This window comes from Streptomyces sp. NPDC005866 (genome assembly GCF_040629895.1).
GTDB lineage: Bacteria > Actinomycetota > Actinomycetes > Streptomycetales > Streptomycetaceae > Streptomyces.
This window is the reverse complement of sequence record NZ_JBEXWP010000015.1, coordinates 23,342-45,065: the sequence shown is the minus strand read 5'-3', so window position 1 is coordinate 45,065 and position 21,724 is coordinate 23,342. Positions and strand designations below refer to the sequence as shown.

Annotated in this window: 22 protein-coding genes and 1 pseudogene; 11 read left to right on the top strand and 12 right to left on the bottom strand. The window is 70.6% G+C overall.

Annotation, left to right across the window (positions count from 1 at the left end; genetic code table 11):
* The first annotated feature begins 145 nt into the window (after nt 1-145).
* Nucleotides 146-2,575, top strand: a complete 2,430-nt coding sequence (locus ABZ396_RS22535; protein ID WP_358915923.1) for an MMPL family transporter — start codon at nt 146-148, stop codon at nt 2,573-2,575.
* Here ABZ396_RS22535 and ABZ396_RS22530 read toward each other — a convergent pair.
* The 10 genes from ABZ396_RS22530 to ABZ396_RS22485 form a co-directional block, all read right to left on the bottom strand.
* Nucleotides 2,547-3,161, bottom strand: coding sequence for a Uma2 family endonuclease (locus ABZ396_RS22530; RefSeq protein ID WP_358915852.1), 615 nt, complete (start codon nt 3,159-3,161; stop codon nt 2,547-2,549). The genes ABZ396_RS22535 and ABZ396_RS22530 overlap by 29 nt on opposite strands.
* A gap of 90 nt (nt 3,162-3,251) precedes the next feature.
* Nucleotides 3,252-3,995, bottom strand: coding sequence for a TetR family transcriptional regulator (locus ABZ396_RS22525; RefSeq protein WP_358915850.1), 744 nt, complete (start codon nt 3,993-3,995; stop codon nt 3,252-3,254).
* Between the two features lie 9 nt (nt 3,996-4,004).
* Nucleotides 4,005-4,550 carry a DCC1-like thiol-disulfide oxidoreductase family protein gene (locus ABZ396_RS22520; RefSeq protein WP_358915848.1) on the bottom strand — a complete coding sequence of 182 codons (546 nt, stop codon included), beginning with the start codon at nt 4,548-4,550 and terminating at the stop codon, nt 4,005-4,007.
* Nucleotides 4,547-4,954 carry a hypothetical protein gene (locus tag ABZ396_RS22515; protein ID WP_358915846.1) on the bottom strand — a complete coding sequence of 136 codons (408 nt, stop codon included), beginning with the start codon at nt 4,952-4,954 and terminating at the stop codon, nt 4,547-4,549. The genes ABZ396_RS22520 and ABZ396_RS22515 overlap by 4 nt, the downstream gene beginning before the upstream one ends.
* A gap of 94 nt (nt 4,955-5,048) precedes the next feature.
* The gene (locus ABZ396_RS22510) at nt 5,049-5,459 is read right to left on the bottom strand and encodes a VOC family protein (RefSeq protein ID WP_358915844.1); all 411 of its coding nucleotides are present in this window, start codon (nt 5,457-5,459) and stop codon (nt 5,049-5,051) included.
* Nucleotides 5,460-5,766: 307 nt separating this feature from the next.
* The gene (locus ABZ396_RS22505; RefSeq protein ID WP_358915842.1) at nt 5,767-6,546 is read right to left on the bottom strand and encodes a succinate dehydrogenase iron-sulfur subunit; all 780 of its coding nucleotides are present in this window, start codon (nt 6,544-6,546) and stop codon (nt 5,767-5,769) included.
* Nucleotides 6,546-8,300 (bottom strand): succinate dehydrogenase flavoprotein subunit, encoded by a 1,755-nt coding sequence (sdhA, locus tag ABZ396_RS22500; protein ID WP_358915841.1) that lies wholly within the window; start codon nt 8,298-8,300, stop codon nt 6,546-6,548. Before sdhA ends, ABZ396_RS22505 begins: the two co-directional genes overlap by 1 nt.
* A gap of 19 nt (nt 8,301-8,319) precedes the next feature.
* Nucleotides 8,320-8,802 (bottom strand): succinate dehydrogenase hydrophobic membrane anchor subunit, encoded by a 483-nt coding sequence (locus tag ABZ396_RS22495; RefSeq protein WP_358915839.1) that lies wholly within the window; start codon nt 8,800-8,802, stop codon nt 8,320-8,322.
* Nucleotides 8,803-8,807: 5 nt separating this feature from the next.
* Nucleotides 8,808-9,188 (bottom strand): succinate dehydrogenase, cytochrome b556 subunit, encoded by a 381-nt coding sequence (gene sdhC, locus ABZ396_RS22490; RefSeq protein ID WP_358915837.1) that lies wholly within the window; start codon nt 9,186-9,188, stop codon nt 8,808-8,810.
* Nucleotides 9,189-9,376: 188 nt separating this feature from the next.
* Nucleotides 9,377-9,949 (bottom strand): 2-oxo-4-hydroxy-4-carboxy-5-ureidoimidazoline decarboxylase, encoded by a 573-nt coding sequence (locus ABZ396_RS22485; protein WP_358915836.1) that lies wholly within the window; start codon nt 9,947-9,949, stop codon nt 9,377-9,379.
* A 155-nt stretch (nt 9,950-10,104) separates the two neighbouring features.
* Here ABZ396_RS22485 and ABZ396_RS22480 point away from each other — a divergent pair, with 155 nt between their 5' ends.
* The 5 genes and pseudogenes from ABZ396_RS22480 to ABZ396_RS22460 all read left to right on the top strand — a co-directional run bounded on the left by ABZ396_RS22480 (nt 10,105) and on the right by ABZ396_RS22460 (nt 14,362).
* The gene (locus tag ABZ396_RS22480; protein WP_358915834.1) at nt 10,105-11,775 is read left to right on the top strand and encodes a glycoside hydrolase family 20 protein; all 1,671 of its coding nucleotides are present in this window, start codon (nt 10,105-10,107) and stop codon (nt 11,773-11,775) included.
* A gap of 75 nt (nt 11,776-11,850) precedes the next feature.
* Nucleotides 11,851-12,642 carry a DUF4328 domain-containing protein gene (locus tag ABZ396_RS22475; RefSeq protein ID WP_358915832.1) on the top strand — a complete coding sequence of 264 codons (792 nt, stop codon included), beginning with the start codon at nt 11,851-11,853 and terminating at the stop codon, nt 12,640-12,642.
* A 74-nt stretch (nt 12,643-12,716) separates the two neighbouring features.
* A pseudogene (locus tag ABZ396_RS22470) lies at nt 12,717-13,198 on the top strand (hypothetical protein).
* An 86-nt stretch (nt 13,199-13,284) separates the two neighbouring features.
* Nucleotides 13,285-13,830 (top strand): hypothetical protein, encoded by a 546-nt coding sequence (locus tag ABZ396_RS22465; RefSeq protein WP_358915830.1) that lies wholly within the window; start codon nt 13,285-13,287, stop codon nt 13,828-13,830.
* A 151-nt stretch (nt 13,831-13,981) separates the two neighbouring features.
* A complete protein-coding gene (locus ABZ396_RS22460; RefSeq protein ID WP_358915828.1) occupies nt 13,982-14,362 on the top strand; it encodes a hypothetical protein in 381 nt (126 codons plus the stop codon).
* A 97-nt stretch (nt 14,363-14,459) separates the two neighbouring features.
* Here ABZ396_RS22460 and ABZ396_RS22455 read toward each other — a convergent pair whose 3' ends face one another.
* Nucleotides 14,460-16,712 carry a peptidoglycan recognition protein gene (locus ABZ396_RS22455; RefSeq protein WP_358915826.1) on the bottom strand — a complete coding sequence of 751 codons (2,253 nt, stop codon included), beginning with the start codon at nt 16,710-16,712 and terminating at the stop codon, nt 14,460-14,462.
* Between the two features lie 279 nt (nt 16,713-16,991).
* Here ABZ396_RS22455 and ABZ396_RS22450 point away from each other — a divergent pair, with 279 nt between their 5' ends.
* The 5 genes from ABZ396_RS22450 (at nt 16,992) to ABZ396_RS22430 (ending at nt 20,503) form a co-directional block, all read left to right on the top strand.
* On the top strand, nt 16,992-17,609 hold the full coding sequence (locus ABZ396_RS22450; RefSeq protein ID WP_358915921.1) for an RNA polymerase sigma factor: 618 nt from the start codon (nt 16,992-16,994) through the stop codon (nt 17,607-17,609).
* The gene (locus ABZ396_RS22445; protein ID WP_358915824.1) at nt 17,606-17,731 is read left to right on the top strand and encodes a hypothetical protein; all 126 of its coding nucleotides are present in this window, start codon (nt 17,606-17,608) and stop codon (nt 17,729-17,731) included. The genes ABZ396_RS22450 and ABZ396_RS22445 overlap by 4 nt, the downstream gene beginning before the upstream one ends.
* On the top strand, nt 17,724-18,446 hold the full coding sequence (locus tag ABZ396_RS22440; protein ID WP_358915823.1) for a hypothetical protein: 723 nt from the start codon (nt 17,724-17,726) through the stop codon (nt 18,444-18,446). The genes ABZ396_RS22445 and ABZ396_RS22440 overlap by 8 nt, the downstream gene beginning before the upstream one ends.
* A 339-nt stretch (nt 18,447-18,785) precedes the next feature.
* Nucleotides 18,786-19,448, top strand: a complete 663-nt coding sequence (locus ABZ396_RS22435) for an RNA polymerase sigma factor (protein ID WP_358915821.1) — start codon at nt 18,786-18,788, stop codon at nt 19,446-19,448.
* A complete protein-coding gene (locus ABZ396_RS22430; protein ID WP_358915819.1) occupies nt 19,448-20,503 on the top strand; it encodes a hypothetical protein in 1,056 nt (351 codons plus the stop codon). The genes ABZ396_RS22435 and ABZ396_RS22430 overlap by 1 nt, the downstream gene beginning before the upstream one ends.
* Nucleotides 20,504-20,717: 214 nt before the next feature.
* On the opposite strand, the gene ABZ396_RS22425 is transcribed toward ABZ396_RS22430, so the two are convergent.
* Nucleotides 20,718-21,641 (bottom strand): L,D-transpeptidase family protein, encoded by a 924-nt coding sequence (locus ABZ396_RS22425; RefSeq protein ID WP_358915817.1) that lies wholly within the window; start codon nt 21,639-21,641, stop codon nt 20,718-20,720.
* Nucleotides 21,642-21,724: the final 83 nt, after the last annotated feature.

Here is a 21,724-nt window from a genome sequence, read left to right as displayed (position 1 = left end):
CGGGTGCTCACAGCTTTGGAGTTCCTTGAGAGTCATGTGCGCCGCATGTCCCGGCGCCGGCTCCGCCGCCAATCCTGTTGCCCAGGACCTGGGGGACCGACCGACCGAACTTACTTGACGCAAGGAGCTGTTGAGCGTGACGGCATTGGCACGGTGGTGCTATCGGCACCGGCTGGTGGTCCTGTTGCTGTGGGTGGGGGCACTGTTCGGCGTGGGCTTCTCGGCCTCGACGGCGGGCACGAACTACGCGAACGTCTTCTCCCTCCCCGACACGGACTCCAAGAGCGCGTACGACCTGATGCAGAAGGCCTTCCCGGACACCTCGGGCGACACGGACACCGTGGTCTGGAAGGTCACCGACGGCTCGGTCAGGGACCACGCGGTCCGGAGCCGGATCCAGCCGGTCCTCGACACGATGACGAAGCTGAAGGGCGTCGGCGCGGTCACCAGCCCCTACACCGGCGCCCGGGGCGCCGCGCAGATCAGCCAGGACGGCAAGATCGCATACGCCCAGCTCACCTTCGCCCAGCGCGCGAACGAAATCCCCAAGGACCTCGTCCAGAAGGTCGTCGACACCGCCCAGGGTGCCGAAAGCGGCGGTCTCCAGGTCGAGTTGGGCGGCCAGGCCATCCAGCGTGTCCAGGAGCCGCCCCAGGGCCTCTCCGAGATGGTCGGCATCATCGCGGCGGCCGTCGTCCTCTTCCTGGCCTTCGGTTCGTTCTTCGCGATGACCCTCCCGATCGCGATCGCCGTCTTCGGCGTCGGCATGGGCCTGTTCTCCACCCAGCTCCTGAGCCACACCACGAACATCCCCGACATCGCCCCGCTGCTCGCCTCCCTGATCGGCCTGGGCGTCGGTATCGACTACGCCCTGTTCATCGTCACCCGGCACCGCAAGGGCATCCTGCGCGGTATGGACCCCGAGGAGTCGGCGGTCGCCGCCCTCAACACCTCGGGCCGGGCGGTGCTGTTCGCGGGCGGCACGGTCTGTATCGCGCTGGCCGGCATGCTGGTCACCCGGCTCCGCTTCCTGGACGGCGTGGTCATCGGCACCTCCCTGACGGTGGTGCTCAGCGTCCTGGCCGCCACGACCCTCCTCCCCGCCCTGCTAGGCATCCTCGGCCCACGCGTCCTCAGCCGCCGCCAGCGCCGCCGGCTGGCCGCCGAGGGCCCGGAACCGGAGAGGGCGAGCGGCCTGGCGGCCCGCTGGTCGGTGAACGTCGAGAAGCGTCCGAGGCGTATCGCGGCGATCGCGGTGGTCGTCATGGCGGTCCTCGCCATCCCGGTCCTCTCCCTCCGCCTCGGCGCCACAGACCAGGGCAACGACGACGCGTCCACGACCACCAGGAAGGCCTACGACCTGCTCGCCGAGGGCTTCGGCCCCGGCTTCAACGGCCCGCTCCAGGTGGTCAGCGCGGGCGGCGACACGGCGAAGCTGGTCCAGGGCATCGAGGCGACCTCCGGAGTCGCCAGGGCCGCCGCGCTCCCGCCCGCACAGGGCGTGACCGTCATCCAGGTGATCCCGACGACGTCCCCCCAGTCCAAGGAGACGGACGACCTGATCGACACGCTCAGGGACCAGGTGATCCCGAAGGCCGGGGCCCAGGCCCATGTGGGCGGCGTGACGGCGGTCTCCAAGGACTTCGCGACGGTGACGGGCGACCGACTGCCGTTGTTCATCGCGACCATCATCGGCCTGGGCTTCCTGCTCCTCCTGATCGCCTTCCGCTCGCTCGTGGTCCCGCTGACGGCGGCGGTGATGAACCTGATCGCGGCGGCGGCCTCCTTCGGCGTCCTGGTAGCGGTCTTCCAGTGGGGCTGGGGCCTGGACCTGCTGGGCCTCGGCAAGGAGGGCCCGATCAACGCGTTCCTCCCCGTCATCATGCTGTCCCTCCTCTTCGGCCTCTCGATGGACTACCAGGTGTTCCTGGTGAGCCGGATGCACGAGGAGTGGGTGCACACGAGGGACAACGCGCGGGCGGTACGGGTCGGCCTGGCCGAGACCAGCCGGGTCATCAACAGCGCGGCCCTGATCATGGTCTGTGTCTTCCTGGCCTTCGTCCTGAGCGGCGACTCGGGCGCGGCGATGGCGGGCGTGGGCCTGGCGGCGGCGGTGGCCCTGGACGCGTTCATTCTCCGTACGGCCCTGGTCCCGGCGGCGATGCATCTGCTCGGCACATCGAACTGGTGGCTGCCGGACTGGCTGGAGAAGCGGCTGCCGCACCTGGCGGTGGAGCCGCAGGAGGAGGCCGCTCAGGAGTCCGCCGAGCCGGCCGGTCCGGCCACGGTGATCCACGGCTTCGTCCGTACGGCGGACGGTGACCCGGTGGAGTACGCGTCGGTGACCCTGATGTCCAAGGGCGGCCGCCAACTGGACCGCGTGACGTCCCTGGCGGACGGCTCCTACATCGTGTCGGTACCGGCGCCGGGTTCCTACCTGCTGGCGGTGACGTCGGCGTCGTACGGCTCGAAGGCCCGGCATGTGGTGGTGAGCGAGGGGCCGCTGGTGTTCGACGTGGAGCTGGCGGAGGGGGAGGTGGACGCGGTCAATCGGCCCTCTTCTGGGCGGCCTTGAGAATCTTGTCCACGTCGAGGGTGACCTTGGCGCCGATCGACTCGGGCAGTGTGACGGTCTCGCCGGGGGAGTGCGGGCGGTGGTGCTCGTACTTCTCCCCGGTGGGGTCGGTGAGCACGTGGAGGCGCTGGTGCTTGCGGTCGACGATGACGTAGACCGGCACCTTGGCCTGGGCGTAGGCGCCTGCCTTGGTCTTCAGGTCGTCCTTCCGGTTGGTGGACGTGACCTCCAGGACGAGGCGGAAGGAGACCGGGTCGTAGGCGTTGTTCTCGACGAAGTAGTCGTCGATGTCGGCGTCCACGATCGAAAGGTCGGGGATGGCGTAGTCCTCGGCTCCGGTGGGCAGCCAGAGGCCCACGTTCTGGAGGACCTCGGTTTCCTCGCCGTGCAGACCAGCGGCGATAAAGGGGACCATGAGGTCGGTCAGGGCGCGGGCGTGCGGGGCGTCCGGCGATGGGGTCACGAGGAGGTGCCCTCCGATGATCTCGACGCGGTAGCCCGGATGGCGCTCCATGATCTCGTCGGCGATGGCCGTGAGCGAGAACGGCTCGTCGTCGAAGGGCTGCTCGATGGCTGCGGCGGACATCGCGTGCCTCCCAGGGGCTGGTGTCGAGGAAATCATCGTAGGCAGCCAAGCCACCCACTGTCCCCTTCGAACCGCTTCACCCGGAAGTGATCACTCGCCCCCGCGCCCCTTGACCGCCGGGTCCGGCAGCACCCGGGTCATTCCCGGCAGGAAGTCCGTGAACAGTTCGTGCACCTCCAGCACGAGCGGCCGTAGCACCCGGAACCGTGCGAGGGAGACGCCTCGCGCGGTCAGCCGGGCCCCCCGCTCGGCGAGCCGGTAGCTGCGCTCGCGCCCCTCGGTCCGGTCGAAGATCCAGTACAGGACGAGGCCCATCTGCGAGAGCCACATCAGCTCGGGCAGGACGTCCCGGAGTTCGGGCGCGACCTTCGTCTTCGCCCCGGCCAGTACCTCCCGGTGCACGCTGATCGCCTCCACGCGCGCGTGCTCGCTCTCGGGGGAGAAGGGGCTGAGCGGGCTGTCGGGGTCGGCGGCGTTCTTGAAGAAGTGGACCGCGAACTCGTGGTACGGCCGGGCGATGTCCAGCCACACCTTGAGCACGCCCGCGAGCCGCGCCTCCAGGTCGGTCTCCCGGTCCAGGACCTCGCGGACCGCCACCCGGTGCTCGGCGGCGAGCTGGTCGTAGAAGCCCTGGATCAGGTGTTCCTTGCCGGCGAAGTAGTAGTAAGCGTTACCGACGGAGACCCCGGCCTCCGTGGCGATGGCCCGCATCGTGGTCTTCTCGTAGCCGCGCTCCCGGAACAGCCGCATCGCCGTCTCCAGGATCAGCGCGCGGGTCTGCTCGGACTTGCTCGGGGTACCGGCCTCGACGGGACCGTCGTTCTTCGCGGACACGGACAGAGCCTAACGAGTGGCGCAGACGCCGCCGTCACACCCCGGAGGGTCGTAGATCCACCCGAGTCCCGGGTCGTATGCCCACCCGTCGCCCGACCACCGCCCCTCAACGAGGCGCTGCGCGCCGCCCCTGTTGATCGCCTCGCGCCGGTAGACCTTCCCGCCCCACTGTGCGCCCCGCCACCGGGCCGCGGCGAGCACCGCGCCCCGGGCCAGCCGGGCTCCGGTCCGTGTGCTCAGCCGGTGGGCCAGCGGCCGCTGCTCCCGAAGCGCCCACAGAACGACGATCCAGGCGGCGGTGTCCCGGTAGACCTGCCCGGAGTCGCCGACGACGGTGACCTCGTCGAGCGTGGCGGAGTGGTCGAGTCCGGGGAAGCGGGCGCGGGCCTCGTCCGACGCCGCCGGGATCAGGGTGAGCGGCACCAGCTGCGGCTGCCGTACGAGCCAGTCCCGCAGGTGGGTGCAGAGGGTGCACTCGGCGTCGTAGAGAACGGTGAGCCCGCGGACCGGGACGCGCGCGGCGCCCCGGTCGTCGGTGGCCGGCACGGTGCTCACGCCCCGGCCGCCGGCGCGGTCCAGCCCTGCGGCGGGACGGGCGGGAGCTGTTCCTTCTCCATCGCCCCGCGCCGCCGTATCCGGTTGAGGACATACACATTGCCGAGGTGCATCACGCCGAGCACCAGCAGCACGACACCGAGCTTGGCCGACAGGGCCTCGAAGATCTCCCGGGTGTCGTCGATGCTGTCGCTGGTGTTCAGGTACAGCGCGACGAAGCCGAGGTTGACGAGGTAGAAGCCGACGACCAGAAGATGGTTGACGGCGTCGGCGAGCTGTTCGTTCCCGCGCAGTACGTCGGAGAGGAAGATCCGCCCGTTGCGGCTGAGCGTGCGGGCCACCCAGATGGTCAGTCCGATGCTGACGAGCAGGTAGATGACGTAGGCGATGACCGTGAGGTCCATGCCCCACCCCTTCTTGAACGCGTTCAAAACGCTGACAGGGATGACTGTAGCCCTGCTTTTGAACGTGTTCAACTCCGTTGTGGAGTGAGCCCGTTCACGCCCGTCGCGCCAGCTCCGGCCGCTTGGTGTAGTCGGTGAACCCGAGGACGTTCCCCCAGGGGTCGGCGATCTCGACGGTCCACCCGGTGGCGGTGGAGAACGGCGCGTCGAGCGGGGCGACCCCGGCTTCCGCCAGCCTCCGCGCCGCCACCCGCGCGTCCGGCACCTCCAGCCACAGTCGCGGCGTGGCCCACACCGGCGTCCGCCGCCCCAGCCCCGCCTCGGCCCGCAACAGAATCCCGGGTGTCTCACCCCCGACCTTCAGCAGGGCGATCCCGCCCTCGTCGAACCGGAACCCGACCGTGAACCCGGCTCGCTCGTAGAAGCCGACGGCATCCGCGAGATCCCCGACGGGGAACAGCACGTTGTCGAACCCGAGCAGTTCGTACGACTCGTCATCTGACATACCGTCAGGTTAGAACCTCGCCCCGAGTACGGACGTGAGCCACGCGCCTGTGAGGAGCGGGGCCCTGAACGGTGCACCGTTCGGATCAGCCGATCGCGATCCGCGTCTTCTACGTCACACGCGCGATCAGGCCGACGCACCGGGCGATTTCACCGGCGACAAGCTGCCCGACGCTCGGGGGACGCGATGGTGTGCGACGTTCAAGTTGAGTTCAGGTGGGGTCAAGCGCCGTCGCGGGATGGAACGGCGAGGGCCCCGCCCCGGTGTGGAACCGGGAGGCGGGGCCCTTGCTGTGGCGGGAGGGAGATCAGAAGCGGCGCGTGATCAGCGCTCGCTTCACCTCCTGGATCGCCTTCGTGACCTCGATGCCGCGCGGGCAGGCGTCCGTGCAGTTGAAGGTCGTGCGGCAGCGCCAGACGCCGTCGCGGTCGTTCAGGATCTCCAGGCGCTGTTCGGCCGCCTCGTCACGGCTGTCGAAGATGAAGCGGTGCGCGTTGACGATGGCGGCCGGGCCGAAGTACTGGCCGTCGTTCCAGAAGACCGGGCAGGACGACGTGCACGCGGCGCAGAGGATGCACTTCGTGGTGTCGTCGAAGCGCGCACGGTCCTCCGGCGACTGCAGACGCTCACGCGTCGGCTCGTTGGTGTCGTTCGTGATGAGGAACGGCATCACGTCCCGGTAAGCCTGGAAGAACGGCTCCATGTCGACGACCAGGTCCTTCAGGACCGTCAGGCCCTTTATGGGCTCGACCGTGATCGGCTTCTCGGGGTTGATGTCCTTGATGAGGGTCTTGCAGGCAAGACGGTTCTTGCCGTTGATCCGCATCGCGTCCGAGCCGCAGATGCCGTGGGCGCAGGAGCGGCGGAAGGTGAGGGTGCCGTCGATCTCCCACTTGATCTTGTGGAGGCCGTCGAGGACGCGCTCCTTCGGGTCGATCTCCAGCTGGAAGTCTTCCCAGACGGCGTCCGAGGAGACCTCCGGGTTGAAGCGGCGGATGCGGAAGGTGACCGTGATGTACGGGGAGTCGGCGAAGCCGGGCTCGGGCTGGCCGGCCGCGTCCGCCTTGTCCAGAACAGGGGTTGCCATCAGTACTTACGCTCCATCGGCTGGTAGCGGGTCTGGACGACCGGCTTGTAATCGAGACGGATGGACTCGGTGCCGTCGTCGCCCACCTCGCGGTACGCCATGGTGTGGCGCATGAAGTTGACGTCGTCGCGGTTGGGGTAGTCCTCGCGGTAGTGACCGCCGCGGGACTCCTTGCGGGCCAGGGCGGAGACCGCCATGACCTCGGCGAGGTCCAGCAGGTTGCCGAGCTCGATCGCTTCCAGCAGGTCGGTGTTGAACCGCTTGCCCTTGTCCTGGATCGAGACGTTCCGGTAGCGCTCGCGGAGCTCCGCGATCTTCTCCACGGCCGTCTTGATCGTCTGCTCGGTGCGGAACACCATGACGTTGGCGTCCATGGTCTCCTGCAGCTCCTTGCGGAGCGTGGCGACCCGCTCGTTGCCCGTCGAGGTGCGCAGCCGCTCGATCTGCTCGACCACCAACTCGGCCGGGTTGTCCGGGAGGTCGACGAAGTTCACCGTGTGCGCGTAGTCGGCGGCCGCGATGCCCGCCCGGCGGCCGAACACGTTGATGTCCAGGAGGCTGTTGGTGCCCAGGCGGTTGGCGCCGTGGACGGAGACACAGGCGACCTCGCCGGCCGCGTACAGGCCCGGGACGACCGTGGCGTTGTCCGACAGGACCTCACCCTCGACGTTCGTCGGGATGCCGCCCATCGCGTAGTGCGCGGTCGGCTGGATCGGGATCGGGTCCGTGTACGGCTCGATACCGAGGTAGGTGCGCGCGAACTCGGTGATGTCCGGGAGCTTGGCGTCCAGCTGCTCCGGCGGGAGGTGGGTGAGGTCGAGGTAGACGTGGTCGCCCTCGGGACCGCAGCCGCGGCCCTCACGGATCTCCGTGTAGATGGACCGGGAGACGACGTCACGGGACGCCAGGTCCTTCATGACCGGCGCGTACTTCTCCATGAAGCGCTCGCCGTCCTTGTTGCGGAGGATGCCGCCCTCACCACGGGCGCCCTCCGTCAGCAGGATGCCCATGCGCCAGATGCCGGTCGGGTGGAACTGGAAGAACTCCATGTCCTCCAGCGGGATCCCGCGCCGGTAGCAGGCGGCCTGGCCGTCACCGGTCAGGGTGTGCGCGTTCGACGTCACCTTGAAGAACTTGCCGGTGCCGCCGGAGGCGTAGATGACCGACTTCGCCTGGAAGACGTGGATCTCGCCGGTGGCCAGCTCGTACGCCACCACACCCGCCGACTTCTTGACGCCGTCGACCTCGGTGATCAGCTGGTCCAGGACGTAGAACTCGTTGAAGAACTCCACGCCCTCCTTGACGCAGTTCTGGTACAGCGTCTGGAGGATCATGTGGCCGGTGCGGTCGGCCGCGTAGCAGGACCGGCGGACCGGCGCCTCGCCGTGGTTGCGGGAGTGACCGCCGAAGCGGCGCTGGTCGATCGTCCCGTTGGGCGTCCGGTTGAACGGCAGGCCCATCTTCTCCAGGTCGAGGACGGCGTCGATGGCCTCCTTCGCCAGGATCTCGGCGGCGTCCTGGTCGACCAGGTAGTCACCGCCCTTGACCGTGTCGAAGGTGTGCCACTCCCAGTTGTCCTCCTCCACGTTGGCGAGCGCGGCGGCCATACCGCCCTGCGCGGCGCCCGTGTGGGAGCGGGTGGGGTAGAGCTTGGTCAGGACCGCGGTGCGGCTGCGCTTCGTCGACTCGATGGCCGCGCGCATGCCCGCGCCGCCGGCGCCGACGATGACGGTGTCGTACTTGTGGATCTTCATGATTCTCGCAGCCCCGTGCCTAGCGGATGTTCGGGTCGAAGGTGAAGATCACCAGCGTGCCCAGCAGGATGGTGAACACCGTGGCCGTGTAGAGCAGCCCCTTCAGCCACAGCCGGGTGTTCGCGCGCTCCGCGTAGTCGTTGATGATCGTGCGCAGACCGTTGGCGCCGTGCAGCATCGCGAGCCACAGCATCAGCAGGTCCCAGACCTGCCAGAAGGGGCTCGCCCAGCGGCCGGCCACGAAGGCGAAGCCGATCTTCGACACGCCGCCGTCGAGCACCAGCTGGATCAGCAGGTGGCCGAGGACCAGGACGACCAGCACGACGCCGGACAGGCGCATGAACAGCCACGCGGCCATCTCGAAGTTGCCCCGGGTGGACTTCGGGCTCTTCTTGGTGCGCCGGCGCGGGGCCTCGATCAGGGGGGCCGGGTTGTCCACGTTGAAGACGGGGGCGCCCTCGACGGGGCCGACGCCGGCTGCGGTGGTTTCAGTGGTCGACATCTGCGTCAGCTCCCGAACAGGACACGAGCGGCGTGGCCGAGAACGGGGTAAACGGCCCCAGCCATCAGGACGACCCAGACACCGACGACCGTCCAGAACATCTGCTTCTGGTAGCGCGGGCCCTTCGACCAGAAGTCGACGGCGATGACACGCAGGCCATTGAGCGCGTGGAAGAGGATGGCGGCCACGAGGCCGTACTCCAGCAGCGCGACGAGCGGCGTCTTGTACGTGGCCACGACCTTGTCGTAGGCCTCGGGGGAGACACGGACGAGAGCGGTGTCCAGCACGTGAACGAACAGGAAGAAGAAAATGAGGACGCCGGTGACTCGGTGAGCCACCCAGGACCACATTCCTTCCCGGCCGCGGTACAGCGTTCCAGCCGGCACGGAAGTCCCTCCGGGAGCGGGGATTGGGGCCGCGCCGGCTTGGTGTCGGTCGGGCCCGGCCGGGTACGGTCCACCGGCCCCCAGCATCGTAGCGATGCACCACGGCTGGGCTTACGCCGGGCCTATCGGTGTGATCAAAGTGGCACGCGTATGGGTTAGCCGGGTGGTATCCGGGGTGGGTTGTGCGGTTATCTGCCGGGGGCGGCACCGTGGGGGTCGACCGCGCCCGGCGGCGGAGCCGCTGGTGTACGCGGTCCTACGCCCCTGAGGAGGAGCAGCAGACGCACTCTGGCCAGCCGGCGGAGTTGCTCCGCCGTTACCACCCGTTCCTCTTCCGGATCGTTTGTCAAACGTGACCGAATGCCCTCCAGGACGCGGTCCAGGGACTCCCCGGGTGGCATGTCGCCCAGGGCGATTACGAACACGTGTCCGAATTTGGCCTCGTAGGCCGCGTGGGCAGCGGTCAGGGCCGTGTGGGCCGCCGAGTACGTGTCCTCGGGCAGCTCGGGCAGCGACTCGCCCGCCAGGGCCTCGGAGAGGTCGGCCGGGGACAGGTCGTACGCAGCCTCGTCCGCCGCCGCCAGGAGGGACTCCACATCCGGGTAGGGGCGGTGGTCGGCAAGCCGACGGGACCAGCGCGGACTGCGCAGGCAGTGCAGGAGCAGGGCGCCGACCTCGTCGTCCGGGGCGGCGTTGAAGGCGTCCAGCGGAGTGGGGAGGTGGGGCGGGCGATGGGCGGGCAGCGTGGGTCCTCGCGTCACATGTGGTGTGGCAGGGGGTGCTGTGAGAGATGTGTCGTCGACGTTATCGAGGACGTTCACGGTGTGTCCGTCGGTTGCCTCAGTTTCACCCGAACGTGAGAGTTTCGGAGCGGGGGAATGACGTCTGTGCGGTGGGTGCGTCGTACGTTGGCCAAGTGAGCCAGCACAAGCGCAGGCCTTCGGTACGGCAGGTCGCACGGAGGCGGGCGGTGGTCGCCGCAGCCTTCGTGGCGACCGCCGCGCTCGGCACCGGCATCGGCGTATGGGCCGCCTCCTCGGGCGACGGCGAAACCCCGGTCGGATCGGCCGCCCGGCAGCCGTCCGGAAGCGGGACGGCCGCCTCGTCCGCTGCCCGGGCCGGCGCGGCGACCCCGACCCCCAAGCCCACCCGCAGCTACCCCCTCTCCCAGGCCCCGCGCACCATCCCCGCCGTGCGTTCCCACACCGCCGCCCGCGGACCCGGCTGGCGCCCCCAGGACGGCGGGCGGGTCGTGGTGAGCGACGCGGCACTGATCGACGAGGGGCGGCTGGTAGCGGGCGAGCTGGGGCTGTCGTACGCCGGCCGGAAGGGGGCGAACGAGGACGTCAAGGCGGGCGACCTGCGGCTCGACCTCGGCGGGACGGGGGACCAGGAGTCGTACACGATGACCGTGCGCGACGGGTCGGTGCGGATCAGCGGGCCCGGTGACGCCGGCGTCTTCTACGGCACCCGGACGCTCAAGCAGGAGGTGCACGGCGGCGGCAGCGCCCCGGAGGGGGTCGTGAAGGACCAGCCGGCCAAGCCGCAGCGCGGGTTCATGCTGGACATCGCGCGCAAGCCGTTCACGGCCGGGTGGATCGAGAGCCGGATGAGGGAACTGGGCGATCTGAAGTTCAACCAGTTCGGGCTGCACTTCTCCGACGACCAAGGGTTCCGGATCGAGTCCACCAGCCATCCCGAGATCGTCTCGCCGGACCATCTGACCAAGGCACAGGTCAAGGAGATCGTCGCTCTCGCCGCCGGCCTGCACATCCAGGTGGTGCCCGAGATCGACTCGCCCGGTCACCTGGGCGCCGTCATCGCCGCCCACCCGGATCTGCAGCTGCGCAATGTGCAGGGCCTTGCCACCAAGGGCGCGATCGACATCTCCGAGGACGAGTCGGCGAAGATCGTCGACGATCTGCTCGACGAGTACGCCGACGTGTTCCCCGGCTCCTACTGGAACCTCGGCGGCGACGAGTACCAGGCCCTCACCGTCGCCAGCCCGCAGACCTCCTACCCGCAGTTGGCGGCCGCCGCCCAGAAGGCGTACGGCGCCTCCGGCACCGTCGCCGACCTCACCACGGGCTGGCTCAACGACCGCGCCGACACCGTCCGCGCCCACGGCCGGACCATGCGGGTCTGGAACGACGGCTTCTTCCGCGGCACCTCCGTGCAGCCCGCCAAGGACCTCCAGGTCGCCTACTGGACCGGCAAGGAGATCGGCGCCCGGCAGCCGGTGGAGTACCTGAGCGCGGGACGGAAGGTCCTCAACTACAACGACGAGTACCTCTACTACGTCCTCGGGCAGCCCAACACCTTCGTCTACCCGACCGGACAGCGGATCTACGAGCAGTGGACCCCGCGTGTGCTGCGCGGCACCACGGCCGTCTCCTCGGCGTACGACGCGCAGATCCCCGGCGGCTCCTTCGCCGTCTGGTGCGACCTGGCTAACTCCCAGACGCAGGACCAGGTCGCCGCCGGCATCCGGATGCCGCTGCGGGCCACGATCCAGAAGCTCTGGGACCCGGGCACCCCGACGACGTCCTGGACCGACTTCAAGAGTCTCGCCGGCAAGCTGGGCTGATACACGACGGCAGGTGGACGTACGGCGGTGACGGGCCGTATGTTCCGCTTCCGCGCGCGGACCGGGGAGGGTTCCGTGCCCAACCCCGGGGGAACCGTCTTGATCTGCGCCCGCTGTCACCACTTCGCCGCCGCGCCCGGCACCGCCCTGTGCCACCTCTGCCAGGGCCGCTCGTCCGAGCCCGCCCCCGTCTTCGACGGCACGCCGGGCCTGTGGCTGCGCTCACCCGTGGGCCTCGGCTGGGCCGCCGCCGTGCTGCTCGGGGCGGTCATCGCCGCCGACCTGTTCGCCGTCTGCGCGGACCTCCTCCAGTACGACGCCACGGGCGCCCTGGCCGACGGCGAGACGGGCGCCGCCGCGCTCCGCCGGGCCGACCGCGCCGACGTGCTCTCCGCCCTCGCCGCCGGCGCCCAGTCGGTGTCGCTGGTCAGCTGCGTGGTCGTGTACCTGTGCTGGTTCCGGCGGGTCCGGGCCAACGCCCAGGTCTTCAACCCGTTCGGGCACCGTAAGTCGCCGGGCTGGGCGATCGGCGGCTGGTTCGTGCCGGTCGTGTCCCTCTGGTTCCCACGCCGGATCACCCTCGACATCTGGGACGCCAGCAGCCCGTGGGGGGCGCCCCGTTCGCATGCGCTGGTCAACGCCTGGTGGACGCTGTGGCTGGCCTCGCTGTTCGCCGGCCGCGCGGCTACGAGCGGCTACGGCGACGCCGAGGGGGGCGCGGCCCAGGCCCGTGACGACGCCCTGGGGATGCTGCTCTCGGACTCCCTCGACATCGCCGCCGCCGTCCTCGCCGTCCTCGTCGTGGTACGGCTGACCCGGATGCAGCACGAGAAGGCGATGGCGGGCGCCGCCCCGGCCGCGCTCTGATTCCCGGCCGCGCGCGTCTGGCGAACTCCCGTGTCCCTGTGGTGTATTCGGCCCGGGACGGATGGGGGACAGAGATGGGCCACTGGGGATGTTTCGTCGTGGGCCGGGGTGAACCGCCCGACGGGGGCACCGTGCGGACCGCGGCGCCGGACGGCTGGCGGGTCTGGGAGTACGGCAGCCCGGATGCCGATGTCGGCAGCATGAACGCCCTCGCGGTGCGCACCGGTTCGCCCGCGCTGTTCGGCTGTGTAATGGAGGGCGCCTGTGTGGCCGTCGAGGCGGCGGCGCCGGAGAGCGGCGGCTGGACCACCTGCCTGGGCCGCAAGGCCGCGGCCCGCCTGCTGGGTCCCGACGAGCAGGGGCTGTCCCTGGAGGACTACTTCCTCGACCCCGGCGACGCCGCCGGCCGCGCCGTCGCCTGGGCGGCCGAGGCCGGGCACACCGCGGACGCCGGCGCCCTTCTCGCCGTACTGACCACCGACCCCGACCCGTCGGCGCGTTGGCCGAAAACCCTTTCTTCCGGCTGCTCGATCTGCTGGGCGTCATACCGCTGTGACACTCCCGGGCCGTTTCACGCAGTAAGGGGAAGTGCGGGCTCCGTAGAGGTCGGCGCTTTGGTACATACCGTTGTGGAGGCGTGGGATGAGCCTGGTGGAGCTGATCGCTCAGGCCGATGAACGCGGACTGGCTGCCAGCGGGCTGGCTTGTTTGGATCGGTGTGTGCCGCTGCTGGGCGGTGACGACCTGGTGCTGCGGCCGCTGTGGGCGAGCCTCGCCGACGGCTCCGGGTGGGGACCGGGCCTGGAGAAGGCCCGGGGCGAGCTCGGCTCCGGCGAGGCCGAGGCCGAGGCCGAACTGCTCGTCCGCCGTATGCTCGACGCCGCGCCCGAGGACCGCGCCCCCGACGAGGTGCGGCAGTGGGCCGACGCCTGTTCCGTCGCCTCGCTGCGGATCCACCGGCTCCTCGACACCGCCGAGGACCCGGCACCCTCGGTCGACACCCGCCGTGAGGGCGGCACCGAGGGCATGTCCCCGCTGGTCGCCGCCGAACTGCGCCGCCAGGTCACCGTCCTCGAACTGCTCGCCGGCCATGGCCAGGCAGGGCTGCGCCGTGCGCTGGACGTCTCCACCGAGGGCCGCCGGGTACTGCGCGCGGTGGTGTCACGCCGGGCCCGCGGGCTCGGCTGAACCGGAAGACCGGCCTGGGAGATTCCTGTGAGCGCCGTGCGGTGGAGCTGCGGCGGACTTGCGGGGGTCCTGCACCGGTTGCGGAAACGCCCGGAACCGGAGTGACGAAACCGCCGCTGACCTCGCTTTTCCCTATGTGACAGCCCACTACGTGACAGCACAGCAGCAGACCAGGCCGCAGGCCGCCACGAAACCGGCCCGCTGGGCGGCGGACGCGGTGGCCATGATGCGCGAGGGCGCGCGGGTCCGGCTCGACTACTCGGCACAGAGTCTGTGGCGGGTCGACCGGATGATCGACGAGATACGCAGGGAGGGCGCGCCGTACGACGCCGTACGGGAGATGCTGCGCGGCTTCGGTGCCTACGCCGGCGAGGTGATCGCCCGTCAGTCCGGCGCCGAGTGGTGGGCGTCCGGCGGCGACCACTGGATCCGCACCCCCGACGGCCGGCTCTGGGACCCCGTCGCCGAGGCCAGGCGGTGTTACGACGGTGACGGCTCGCTGCGGCTGCTGTGCCGGGACGCCATGGGGTAGCGAGGAGGCGGCGGTCGTGACCGCGGACCGGGCGCCCGTCCCGCAGGATGCGCGGGAGCGGACGCCCGAACCGGTGGACCCGGCGACGTGAGCCCGGCTACTTGAGGTAGACCAGACCGTCCGTCGTGATCGTCGGGCGGCCGCTGGTGCCGACGACGACGATCTTCACGGTGTGCTTGGCACTGGACGTCCAGGTCTTGGTCCAGATCGCCTGACGGTACGAGGTCGTCGAGGACTTCAGGTCGACGGTCGCGACCTTGGTGCCGTCGACGTACACGTACGCCTGACCGGAGGTGGAGGCCCGGCTGACCACCCAGGAGGCGGACCGGCCGGTGAAGGTCCAGCTCAGGCTCGCGCCCTTGGAAGCGCTGGAGTACGACTTGCCACCCAGGTAGTTGGTGGACGAACGGGCCGTCCAGCTACCGGACTTGGTCGCCGAGGTCTCCTGCAGGATCACCGGGGTGAAGGCCGGGGACGAGGTACGGGTGTTGCCCGCGTAGTCGTACGCCTTCAACGACCAGGTGGACGCCGAGCCGGGCTTGGCGGTGCGGCTGGAGCTGGTCGTGGTCGGGCCGAAGGTGGCCGTCGTCGGCGAGAGCAGGCTCACGGACTTCAGGGCCGCGTTGTCGGTGGCCTTCCAGCCGAGGGTGACCGGGACGGCGGTGGTGCTGACGGTGCCGGTGCGCAGGGAGAGCTTTGGCGCGGTGGTGAAGGCGGGCGCGGTGGTGTCGGCGAGGACGGTCACCGCGGCGGTGGTCGTGGTCTTGCCCGACTGGTGCACGGCCCGTACGGCGACGGTGTGGCTGCCCGAGGCGAGCGTGGCACCGGCCGAGGTCGCCGTACCCGAGGCGGTGGCGGCGACCTTGCCGTCCACCAGCAGCTCGAACTTGGAGATCAGCGAACCGGGCGTGGTGGTCGACCACTTCGCCGTGATCGCGCCCTTGGTGTAGTACGTCGAGCCGGACAGGCCCGCGCCGGACAGCGAGGTGAGCTTCAGGCCCTGCACCGGGCCGGACGCCCAGGTGCGGATCGTCGGCAGCTGGGCGTAGAGGGCGTCGCCGGGGCACTGGGTGTTGTAACCGTCGCGGTGACCGGAGATCCGGTTGAAGGTGTAGGAGCTGCCCGCGGTGAAGGTGGTGTGGAAGTAGTTCGTCTGGGTCGCGCCCGAGGTGAGCTTGACGGTGGTGGCGGGGTCGGCGCCGTACTGGCCGAGCTTCCAGGCCGCGATACGGGCGACCGACGCCAGCGCCGCGTTCGTGGCGCCGGTGGTGGTGTAGTCACCGAGCACCGCGATACCGGCCGACTCCCGGTTCCAGCCGTAGCTGTGTGCGCCCAGCACCGGCAGGCCGACGCCGCCCTTGCGGCCCTCGAACACCGTGCCGCACTTGTCGACCAGGAAGTTGTAGCCGATGTCGTTCCAGTGCTCGGTCTGTGTGTGGTACGCGTAGATGCCCCGCACGATCGCCGCGGAGTCGGAGCACGCGTAGTCGTTGGTCCCGTCCGAGTGGTGGACGAAGACGGCCTTCACATCGGCGTTGTACTCCGAGGGGTCGGGGCTCAGCGACTCGTCGGCGCCCCAGCCGGCCCGCGAGACGATCGGCGGCTCGGGCACGGTGGACGGCGGCGCGGTGGGCGTGGAGGCCGACGGGCTCGCGGACGCGCTGGCCGAGGCCGAGGCCGAGGCCGGCGGTGACAGGGAGGGTGACGCGGACGTGCTGTCGCTCGGGGAGGCCGAGTCGGAGGCCGTCACGGACTGGCTGGGCGACGGGGAGCCGCCGGGCGAGGCGCTGTCGGTAGGCGACGCGCCGGCATCGGGGCTGCCCGCCGCCACGTACGCGGCCGGCTCGGCCTTCGCCTCGGCATCGGTCGCCACCCCGGGGTCGACCAGGTTCACCTGGAGCCCCTTGGGCAGACCGGAGCTGGTGGAGCCGTCCTTGTGGACGACCTGGACCTGGACGCCGTCGGAGGGCCCCACCCACAGCGGCTCGGACCCGCCGCGCGCGCCGGCGTCCGTCTCCGGGTCCGGTAGCGCGTCGGCCGCCTCCAGATTCCGCCAGGCGGTCCACTCCCCGGTCTTGACACTGCGGGTGCGTACCTGGGCCGTGCCGTGCAGCCGCGTGGTCGCCCCCGTCCAGGAGACACCGAGCATCGAGAACTGCCCGGTGTCCGTACGCGGCAGCTCCCGCCTGCCGTTCGCGGTGCCCTTCAGTGTCAGGTCGTAGACCTTCGCCGGCCGCTTGGCCTGCCCGGCGGCCCCATGACCGGCGGACGGGCTGGCGACGGCGTACGTCACCACACCCCCGCCGCCCAGGAGCACCGCACCGAGCGTCAGCCAGGCCCGTCGCTTCATGCTCAGCGGTCTGTACGCACGCTGCCCGCGTGGACTCACTCGTCCCCACCCCTAAAAAACCATGACTGTCGCACCTGTCACGCCTGTCGCACAGGTATCGCTTAGACACAGCGTTCGGCCTCGACCAAACGTCACTCACCACCGCCGTAACCGGTCGGCTGTGACATTTCTTTGACGGGGGACGCTGATGATCGTGGGGGCCGTGCGCACCACCGGACGTGTCGCGCGGGACGAGTTGGGTGAGAGCCCGTTTCGCACTCGGTACGAACGAGGAACGTGTTGGGCCAAGGAGGGGAAACCCGCCGCGTGCAGGCGTACGACGGCGAGCTGGGTGCGGCCGTGGCGCGCGCCCAGGAAGGCGACGAGGCCTCCTTCGCGGTCGCCTACCGGCTGGTGCAGCCCGGTCTGCTCGGCTATCTCCGCGGGATCGTCGGTGACGAGGCCGAGGACGTGGCCGCCGACGCGTGGCTGGAGATAGCCCGGGACCTGGGCCGGTTCAGGGGCGACGGGGCCGGTTTCCGGGGCTGGACGGCGACCATCGCCCGGCACCGGGCGCTGGACCATCTGCGCCGGCTGAAGGTACGGCCCCGGTCGTCGGTGATCGAGCAGGACGTACTGGACCTGCCGGGCATCCACAGCACCCATGACCAGGCGCTGGAGGCGCTCTCCACCGAACGTGCCCTGGAACTGGTCCGCTCGCTGCCCCGGGACCAGGCCGAGGCGGTGCTGCTGCGGGTCGTGGTCGGCCTGGACGGCCCCGCCGCCGCGCGGGTCCTCGGCAAGCGCCCGGGCGCGGTACGCACGGCCGCGCACCGCGGGCTGAAGAGCCTGGCCCGGCGGCTGGGTGTCACGGGTGTGACGCAAGAGGACCCCCGGACGCTGGGGGAGTCGAAATGAACACCAACGGCGGCATGAACACCAACGGCGGCATGAACGCCCAGGGCGGCGTGAACGTCAAGGACGGCAGGGGCGGCCGCGACGGGCCGCTGCCGGACAGGGATGGACAGGGACATGGGTGAACGGCGAAGCGACGATGCCGACCGTGGCCGTCGGCACGTGCACCCCGACGGCACCGTGCTCGGCCCCGAGGCCGAGCCCGCCGGTCCGGCGCTGGAGGTCCTGCTCGCCGCCGCCATCCGTGACGACGGCCTCGACACCGAGGGCGAGAAGCGGGCGGTGGCCGCGTTCGAGGCCGCACGGGACGCCGGCGCGCACCGGGCGCGGAGGCGGCGCCGGGACGACTGGCGGCCGCGCGAGCCGCGGCGCACCCGCCGCTCGGTGAAGGCCACCCTGACGATGGCCCTGGCCGGCCTCACCCTGGGCGGCGTCGCGGTCGCGGCGATCGGCTCGGTGCACTCCTCGGCCGGGGGGCACGACGACCGTCGGCGGTCCGTCCCGTCGGCCGCCGCACCCGGCCCCTCCGCCGGACAGTCCTCCACGGACGCCCCCGGCCGCGCCGACGCGTCACAACGCCCGGCCACCGCGCAGGACACCGAGGCCCATTGCCGGGCCTACGGGAAGGTCAAGGGCAACGGCAAGGCGATGAGGTCGACGGCCTGGCAGCGGCTGATCCGGGCCGCGGGCGGTGAGACGAACGTAACCGCGTACTGCGCCCAGTTGCTGTCGCAGACGACGACCTCCGGGAAGAAGCCGGGCAAGTCCAGCAACACGAAGAAGCCCGGCAAACCGGAGAACCCCGACAAGAGCAAGAGCGGGAAAGGCAAGGGCAACTGATCCCGTGCATCGGGAGCCGGACGGCCAACTGGCCTTGCGTGCCTCGGTGTTGGCACGCAATCCGAACCGAAGCAACGGCCGGGGCCGCCACCCCCCACAGGAGAGGCCCCGGCCGTCGCGCGGCACGGACCGCGCGGCGGCCCGTACTCTGTTCAGCGCCATGAGTGCGTTTTCTGTCACACCCCAGGGCGTCACGAGTTAGTTGCGCTTTGTACGGACGTGGACGGCGAGCGGTTTCAGGTCGTAACGTGCCTTTCGCGTCGAGCGCGAATGCATGATCACTGCAACGATCGGCGGCTGCGTCGTAGCCGCGACCGACCACTTACTGGGGAACGACGGGTGCTGGGGGACGACGCGGAGCTGACCGCCGCGGTGCTGGCGGCACAGGACGGGGACGAAACCGCCTTCCGCATTGTCTATCGAGCGGTGCAGCCCCGCCTGCTCGGATACGTCCGCACACTGGTCGGCGATCCGGACGCCGAGGACGTCGCATCCGAGGCCTGGCTGCAGATCGCCCGCGACCTCGACCGGTTCGAGGGCGACGCGGACCGGTTCCGCGGCTGGGCCGCCCGGATCGCCCGCAACCGCGCCCTCGACCACATACGGATGCGCGGCCGCCGCCCCGCGATCGGCGGCGACGAGACGGAACTGACCGGCCGGGCCGCCGAGTCGGACACCGCCGGCGAGGCCATCGAGGCGCTGACCACCGAGTCCACCCTCTCCCTCATCGCCCGGCTGCCGCAGGACCAGGCCGAGGCGGTCGTCCTCAGGGTCGTCGTGGGCCTCGATGCCAAGACCGCCGCCGAGACGCTCGGCAAACGCGCCGGTGCCGTCCGCACGGCCGCGCACCGGGGCCTGAAGAAACTCGCGGAGCTGCTCGGCGCCGACCCGGAGCGGGCGGGCGTCCTCGACGTGCTTCCCCCGCAGCGAGAACCGAAGAATCGTGCGGTGACGTCCGCCACTGTGACGCATACGCGTTCGTGGACGCAGAAGGACATGTGATGGCCGACGAGCAGGACAAGTGGCTGAACCGTGAGACGGCGGAACGTCTGCTGCGCGGTGAGTCGCTGGAAGCCGTCGACGCCTCCACCCGTGATCAGGCAGAACGCCTCGCCAGGGCGCTCGGCGCGCTCTCCGTGCACACCGCGCCGGCCGCCGCCGAACTGCCGGGCGAGGAAGCCGCGCTGGCTGCCTTCCGCAAAGCGCGCGAATCCGCCGAGGACGAGTGGACCGCCGCGGCGCGGCAGCCGGACAGGTTCGGGCGGGGCTCCGACGTGGGTCTCGTACGCATCGGCGCCGGTCCCCGGCCGGCCCGTGTCCCGCGCTGGGCCCGCCCCGCGCGGTTCGCCCTCGCCGCCGCGCTGACCGCCGGCATGCTCGGCGGGGTCGCGGTGGCGGCCGGCACCGGGGTGCTGCCTACGCCGTTCGACGACAACCGCCCCGGACCGGGAGCCTCCGTCTCGGCCGCCGACACCCCGCAACGCCCCCAGGGCTCGCCCTCGACCGAGTCCCTGCTCGGCGGCGAGACCGGCGAGCCGTCCTCCGGCGCCACCTCCGGCGCCACGTCCGGCGGCTCCGGGCAGACCTCGCCCGGACCGTCCGGCAAGCCGAAGGACAAGGGCACCGGTTCGGCCGGCACCTCCGGGAACGGGCGGAGCGGTGCCCTGGCGTCCTGCCGTGCCCTCCAGGAGGGCAAGTCCCTGGGCGCCGACCGCAAGCGCGCGCTGGAGGGCCTGGCGGGCGGCGCCGGACGGGTGACCGAGTTCTGCAAGAGCGTCCTCGGCACCGGCACGTCCGGCAAGGACGCCGCCGCCGGCGACGACAAGGGCGGCGCCGGCGGTCAGGACGGCCAGAACAACGGCCAGGGCGGCGCCGGCCAGGGTGACAACAGCGGCCAGGGCGGTGGCGGCGACGGTCAGTCGGGCCGGAGCGGGGTTGGCGGCGGGGGCAACGACCATCACCAGGACGGTGTGGCCTCACCCGCCCCGACGGCCTTCGTGCCTCTGCTGCCGAACCCGACTGTCCCCTCGCCCGGCCCCACATACAGCGCATTTTGACCTTTACATACCGCTGTGACCTGCGGCTTTGAAACTTGCTGAATTCTCTTCCCGCAGGGTGTGACGTTTTCGGCGGCGACGGCGCAGTAGAGAGTGAGCCGACTGGTCATCGGCCGTCGCACGTAGCCGGGGTTCCCCCCGTACCTGCGGCTCGTGCATCGGCGCGGGCGGGACACGTTCCCCCGGTCCCGCCCGCGCCCCGCACATCCTCCGCTCACCAGTACACGACGACCTTGTCGCCGTTGCGCACCTGCGCGAACAGATCCGCGATCGCGGCCTCGTCCCGCACGTTGACGCAGCCGTGCGAGCCGCCCGCGTAACCCCGGGCCGCGAAGTCGTACGAGTAGTGCACCGCCTGGCCGCCGCTGAAGAACATCGCGTACGGCATCGGGGAGTGGTAGAGCGTCGACACGTGATGGCGTGACTTCCAGTAGACGTGGAACACACCCTCGCGGGTCGGCGTGTACTCCGCTCCGAACCGCACCGACGTCGTCGAGACCGTGCGTCCGTCGATCATCCAGCGCAGCGTCCGGCTGGTCTTGCTGACACACAGCACCCGCCCGGTCATGCACCGCGGATCGGGCGCGGCGGCCGGCTGACCGCCCATCAGATACAGCTCCCACTGGCCAGGCTTGTGCGTCATCCTCAGCAGCCGCTGCCAGGTCACGGCGTCGGTCTCACCCGTCCGCGGTAGCCCGCGCTTGCCCTGGAAGCCCTTCACGGCCTGGGTGGTGAGGTCGTCGTACGTCCCCGTCGGCCCGTCGAACAGCCAGGCGACCTGGCGCAGCCGGGCCTGGAGCTCACGCACGCCGGTGCCGGTGTCGCCGCGGGTGAACACGATGTGCGGCGGGGTGGTCTCGACGGCGGGCGGCGTCGGGGTGGGGGTCCGGACGGGTGTCCTGCCGGTTGTCGTGCCGGGTTTCTTGCCGGGTGTGCCGGTGCGCGCCGGGCTGGTTTTCCTGCTGGGCGCCGGGCTGCGCGGAAGCTCGATATGGATGGGTGAGTTCCGCTTGCCGTCCGCGGTGTCCGGCGGTTGCACGGTGCAGCCGCAGAGCGCGGTGAGCGCGGCGAGTACGGCGGCCGAGGCGAGCACGGCGGTGGGCCGGCCCACGATCCCTGAGTACACCGAGACCTTCATGCGAGGATGCTTCCCCGCGTGACCGCCGCCGAACAAAAGGGCATGGTGGGGAGTAATAGACGTACCGGCGTACTGGCGCACTG

Bases quoted from the DNA above. Each gene is read 5' to 3' on its own strand.
- ABZ396_RS22530 (WP_358915852.1), bottom strand. From the start codon at position 3,161: ATGTCCGCCGCAGCCATCGAGCAGCCCTTCGACGACGAGCCGTTCTCG.
- ABZ396_RS22515 (WP_358915846.1), bottom strand. From the start codon at position 4,954: ATGGACCTCACGGTCATCGCCTACGTCATCTACCTGCTCGTCAGCATC.
- ABZ396_RS22510 (WP_358915844.1), bottom strand. From the start codon at position 5,459: ATGTCAGATGACGAGTCGTACGAACTGCTCGGGTTCGACAACGTGCTG.
- ABZ396_RS22505 (WP_358915842.1), bottom strand. From the start codon at position 6,546: ATGGCAACCCCTGTTCTGGACAAGGCGGACGCGGCCGGCCAGCCCGAG.
- sdhA (WP_358915841.1), bottom strand. From the start codon at position 8,300: ATGAAGATCCACAAGTACGACACCGTCATCGTCGGCGCCGGCGGCGCG.
- ABZ396_RS22495 (WP_358915839.1), bottom strand. From the start codon at position 8,802: ATGTCGACCACTGAAACCACCGCAGCCGGCGTCGGCCCCGTCGAGGGC.
- ABZ396_RS22465 (WP_358915830.1), top strand. From the start codon at position 13,285: ATGAGCCTGGTGGAGCTGATCGCTCAGGCCGATGAACGCGGACTGGCT.
- ABZ396_RS22455 (WP_358915826.1), bottom strand. From the start codon at position 16,712: ATGAAGCGACGGGCCTGGCTGACGCTCGGTGCGGTGCTCCTGGGCGGC.
- ABZ396_RS22445 (WP_358915824.1), top strand. From the start codon at position 17,606: ATGAACACCAACGGCGGCATGAACACCAACGGCGGCATGAACGCCCAG.
- ABZ396_RS22440 (WP_358915823.1), top strand. From the start codon at position 17,724: ATGGGTGAACGGCGAAGCGACGATGCCGACCGTGGCCGTCGGCACGTG.
- ABZ396_RS22430 (WP_358915819.1), top strand. From the start codon at position 19,448: ATGGCCGACGAGCAGGACAAGTGGCTGAACCGTGAGACGGCGGAACGT.
- ABZ396_RS22425 (WP_358915817.1), bottom strand. From the start codon at position 21,641: ATGAAGGTCTCGGTGTACTCAGGGATCGTGGGCCGGCCCACCGCCGTG.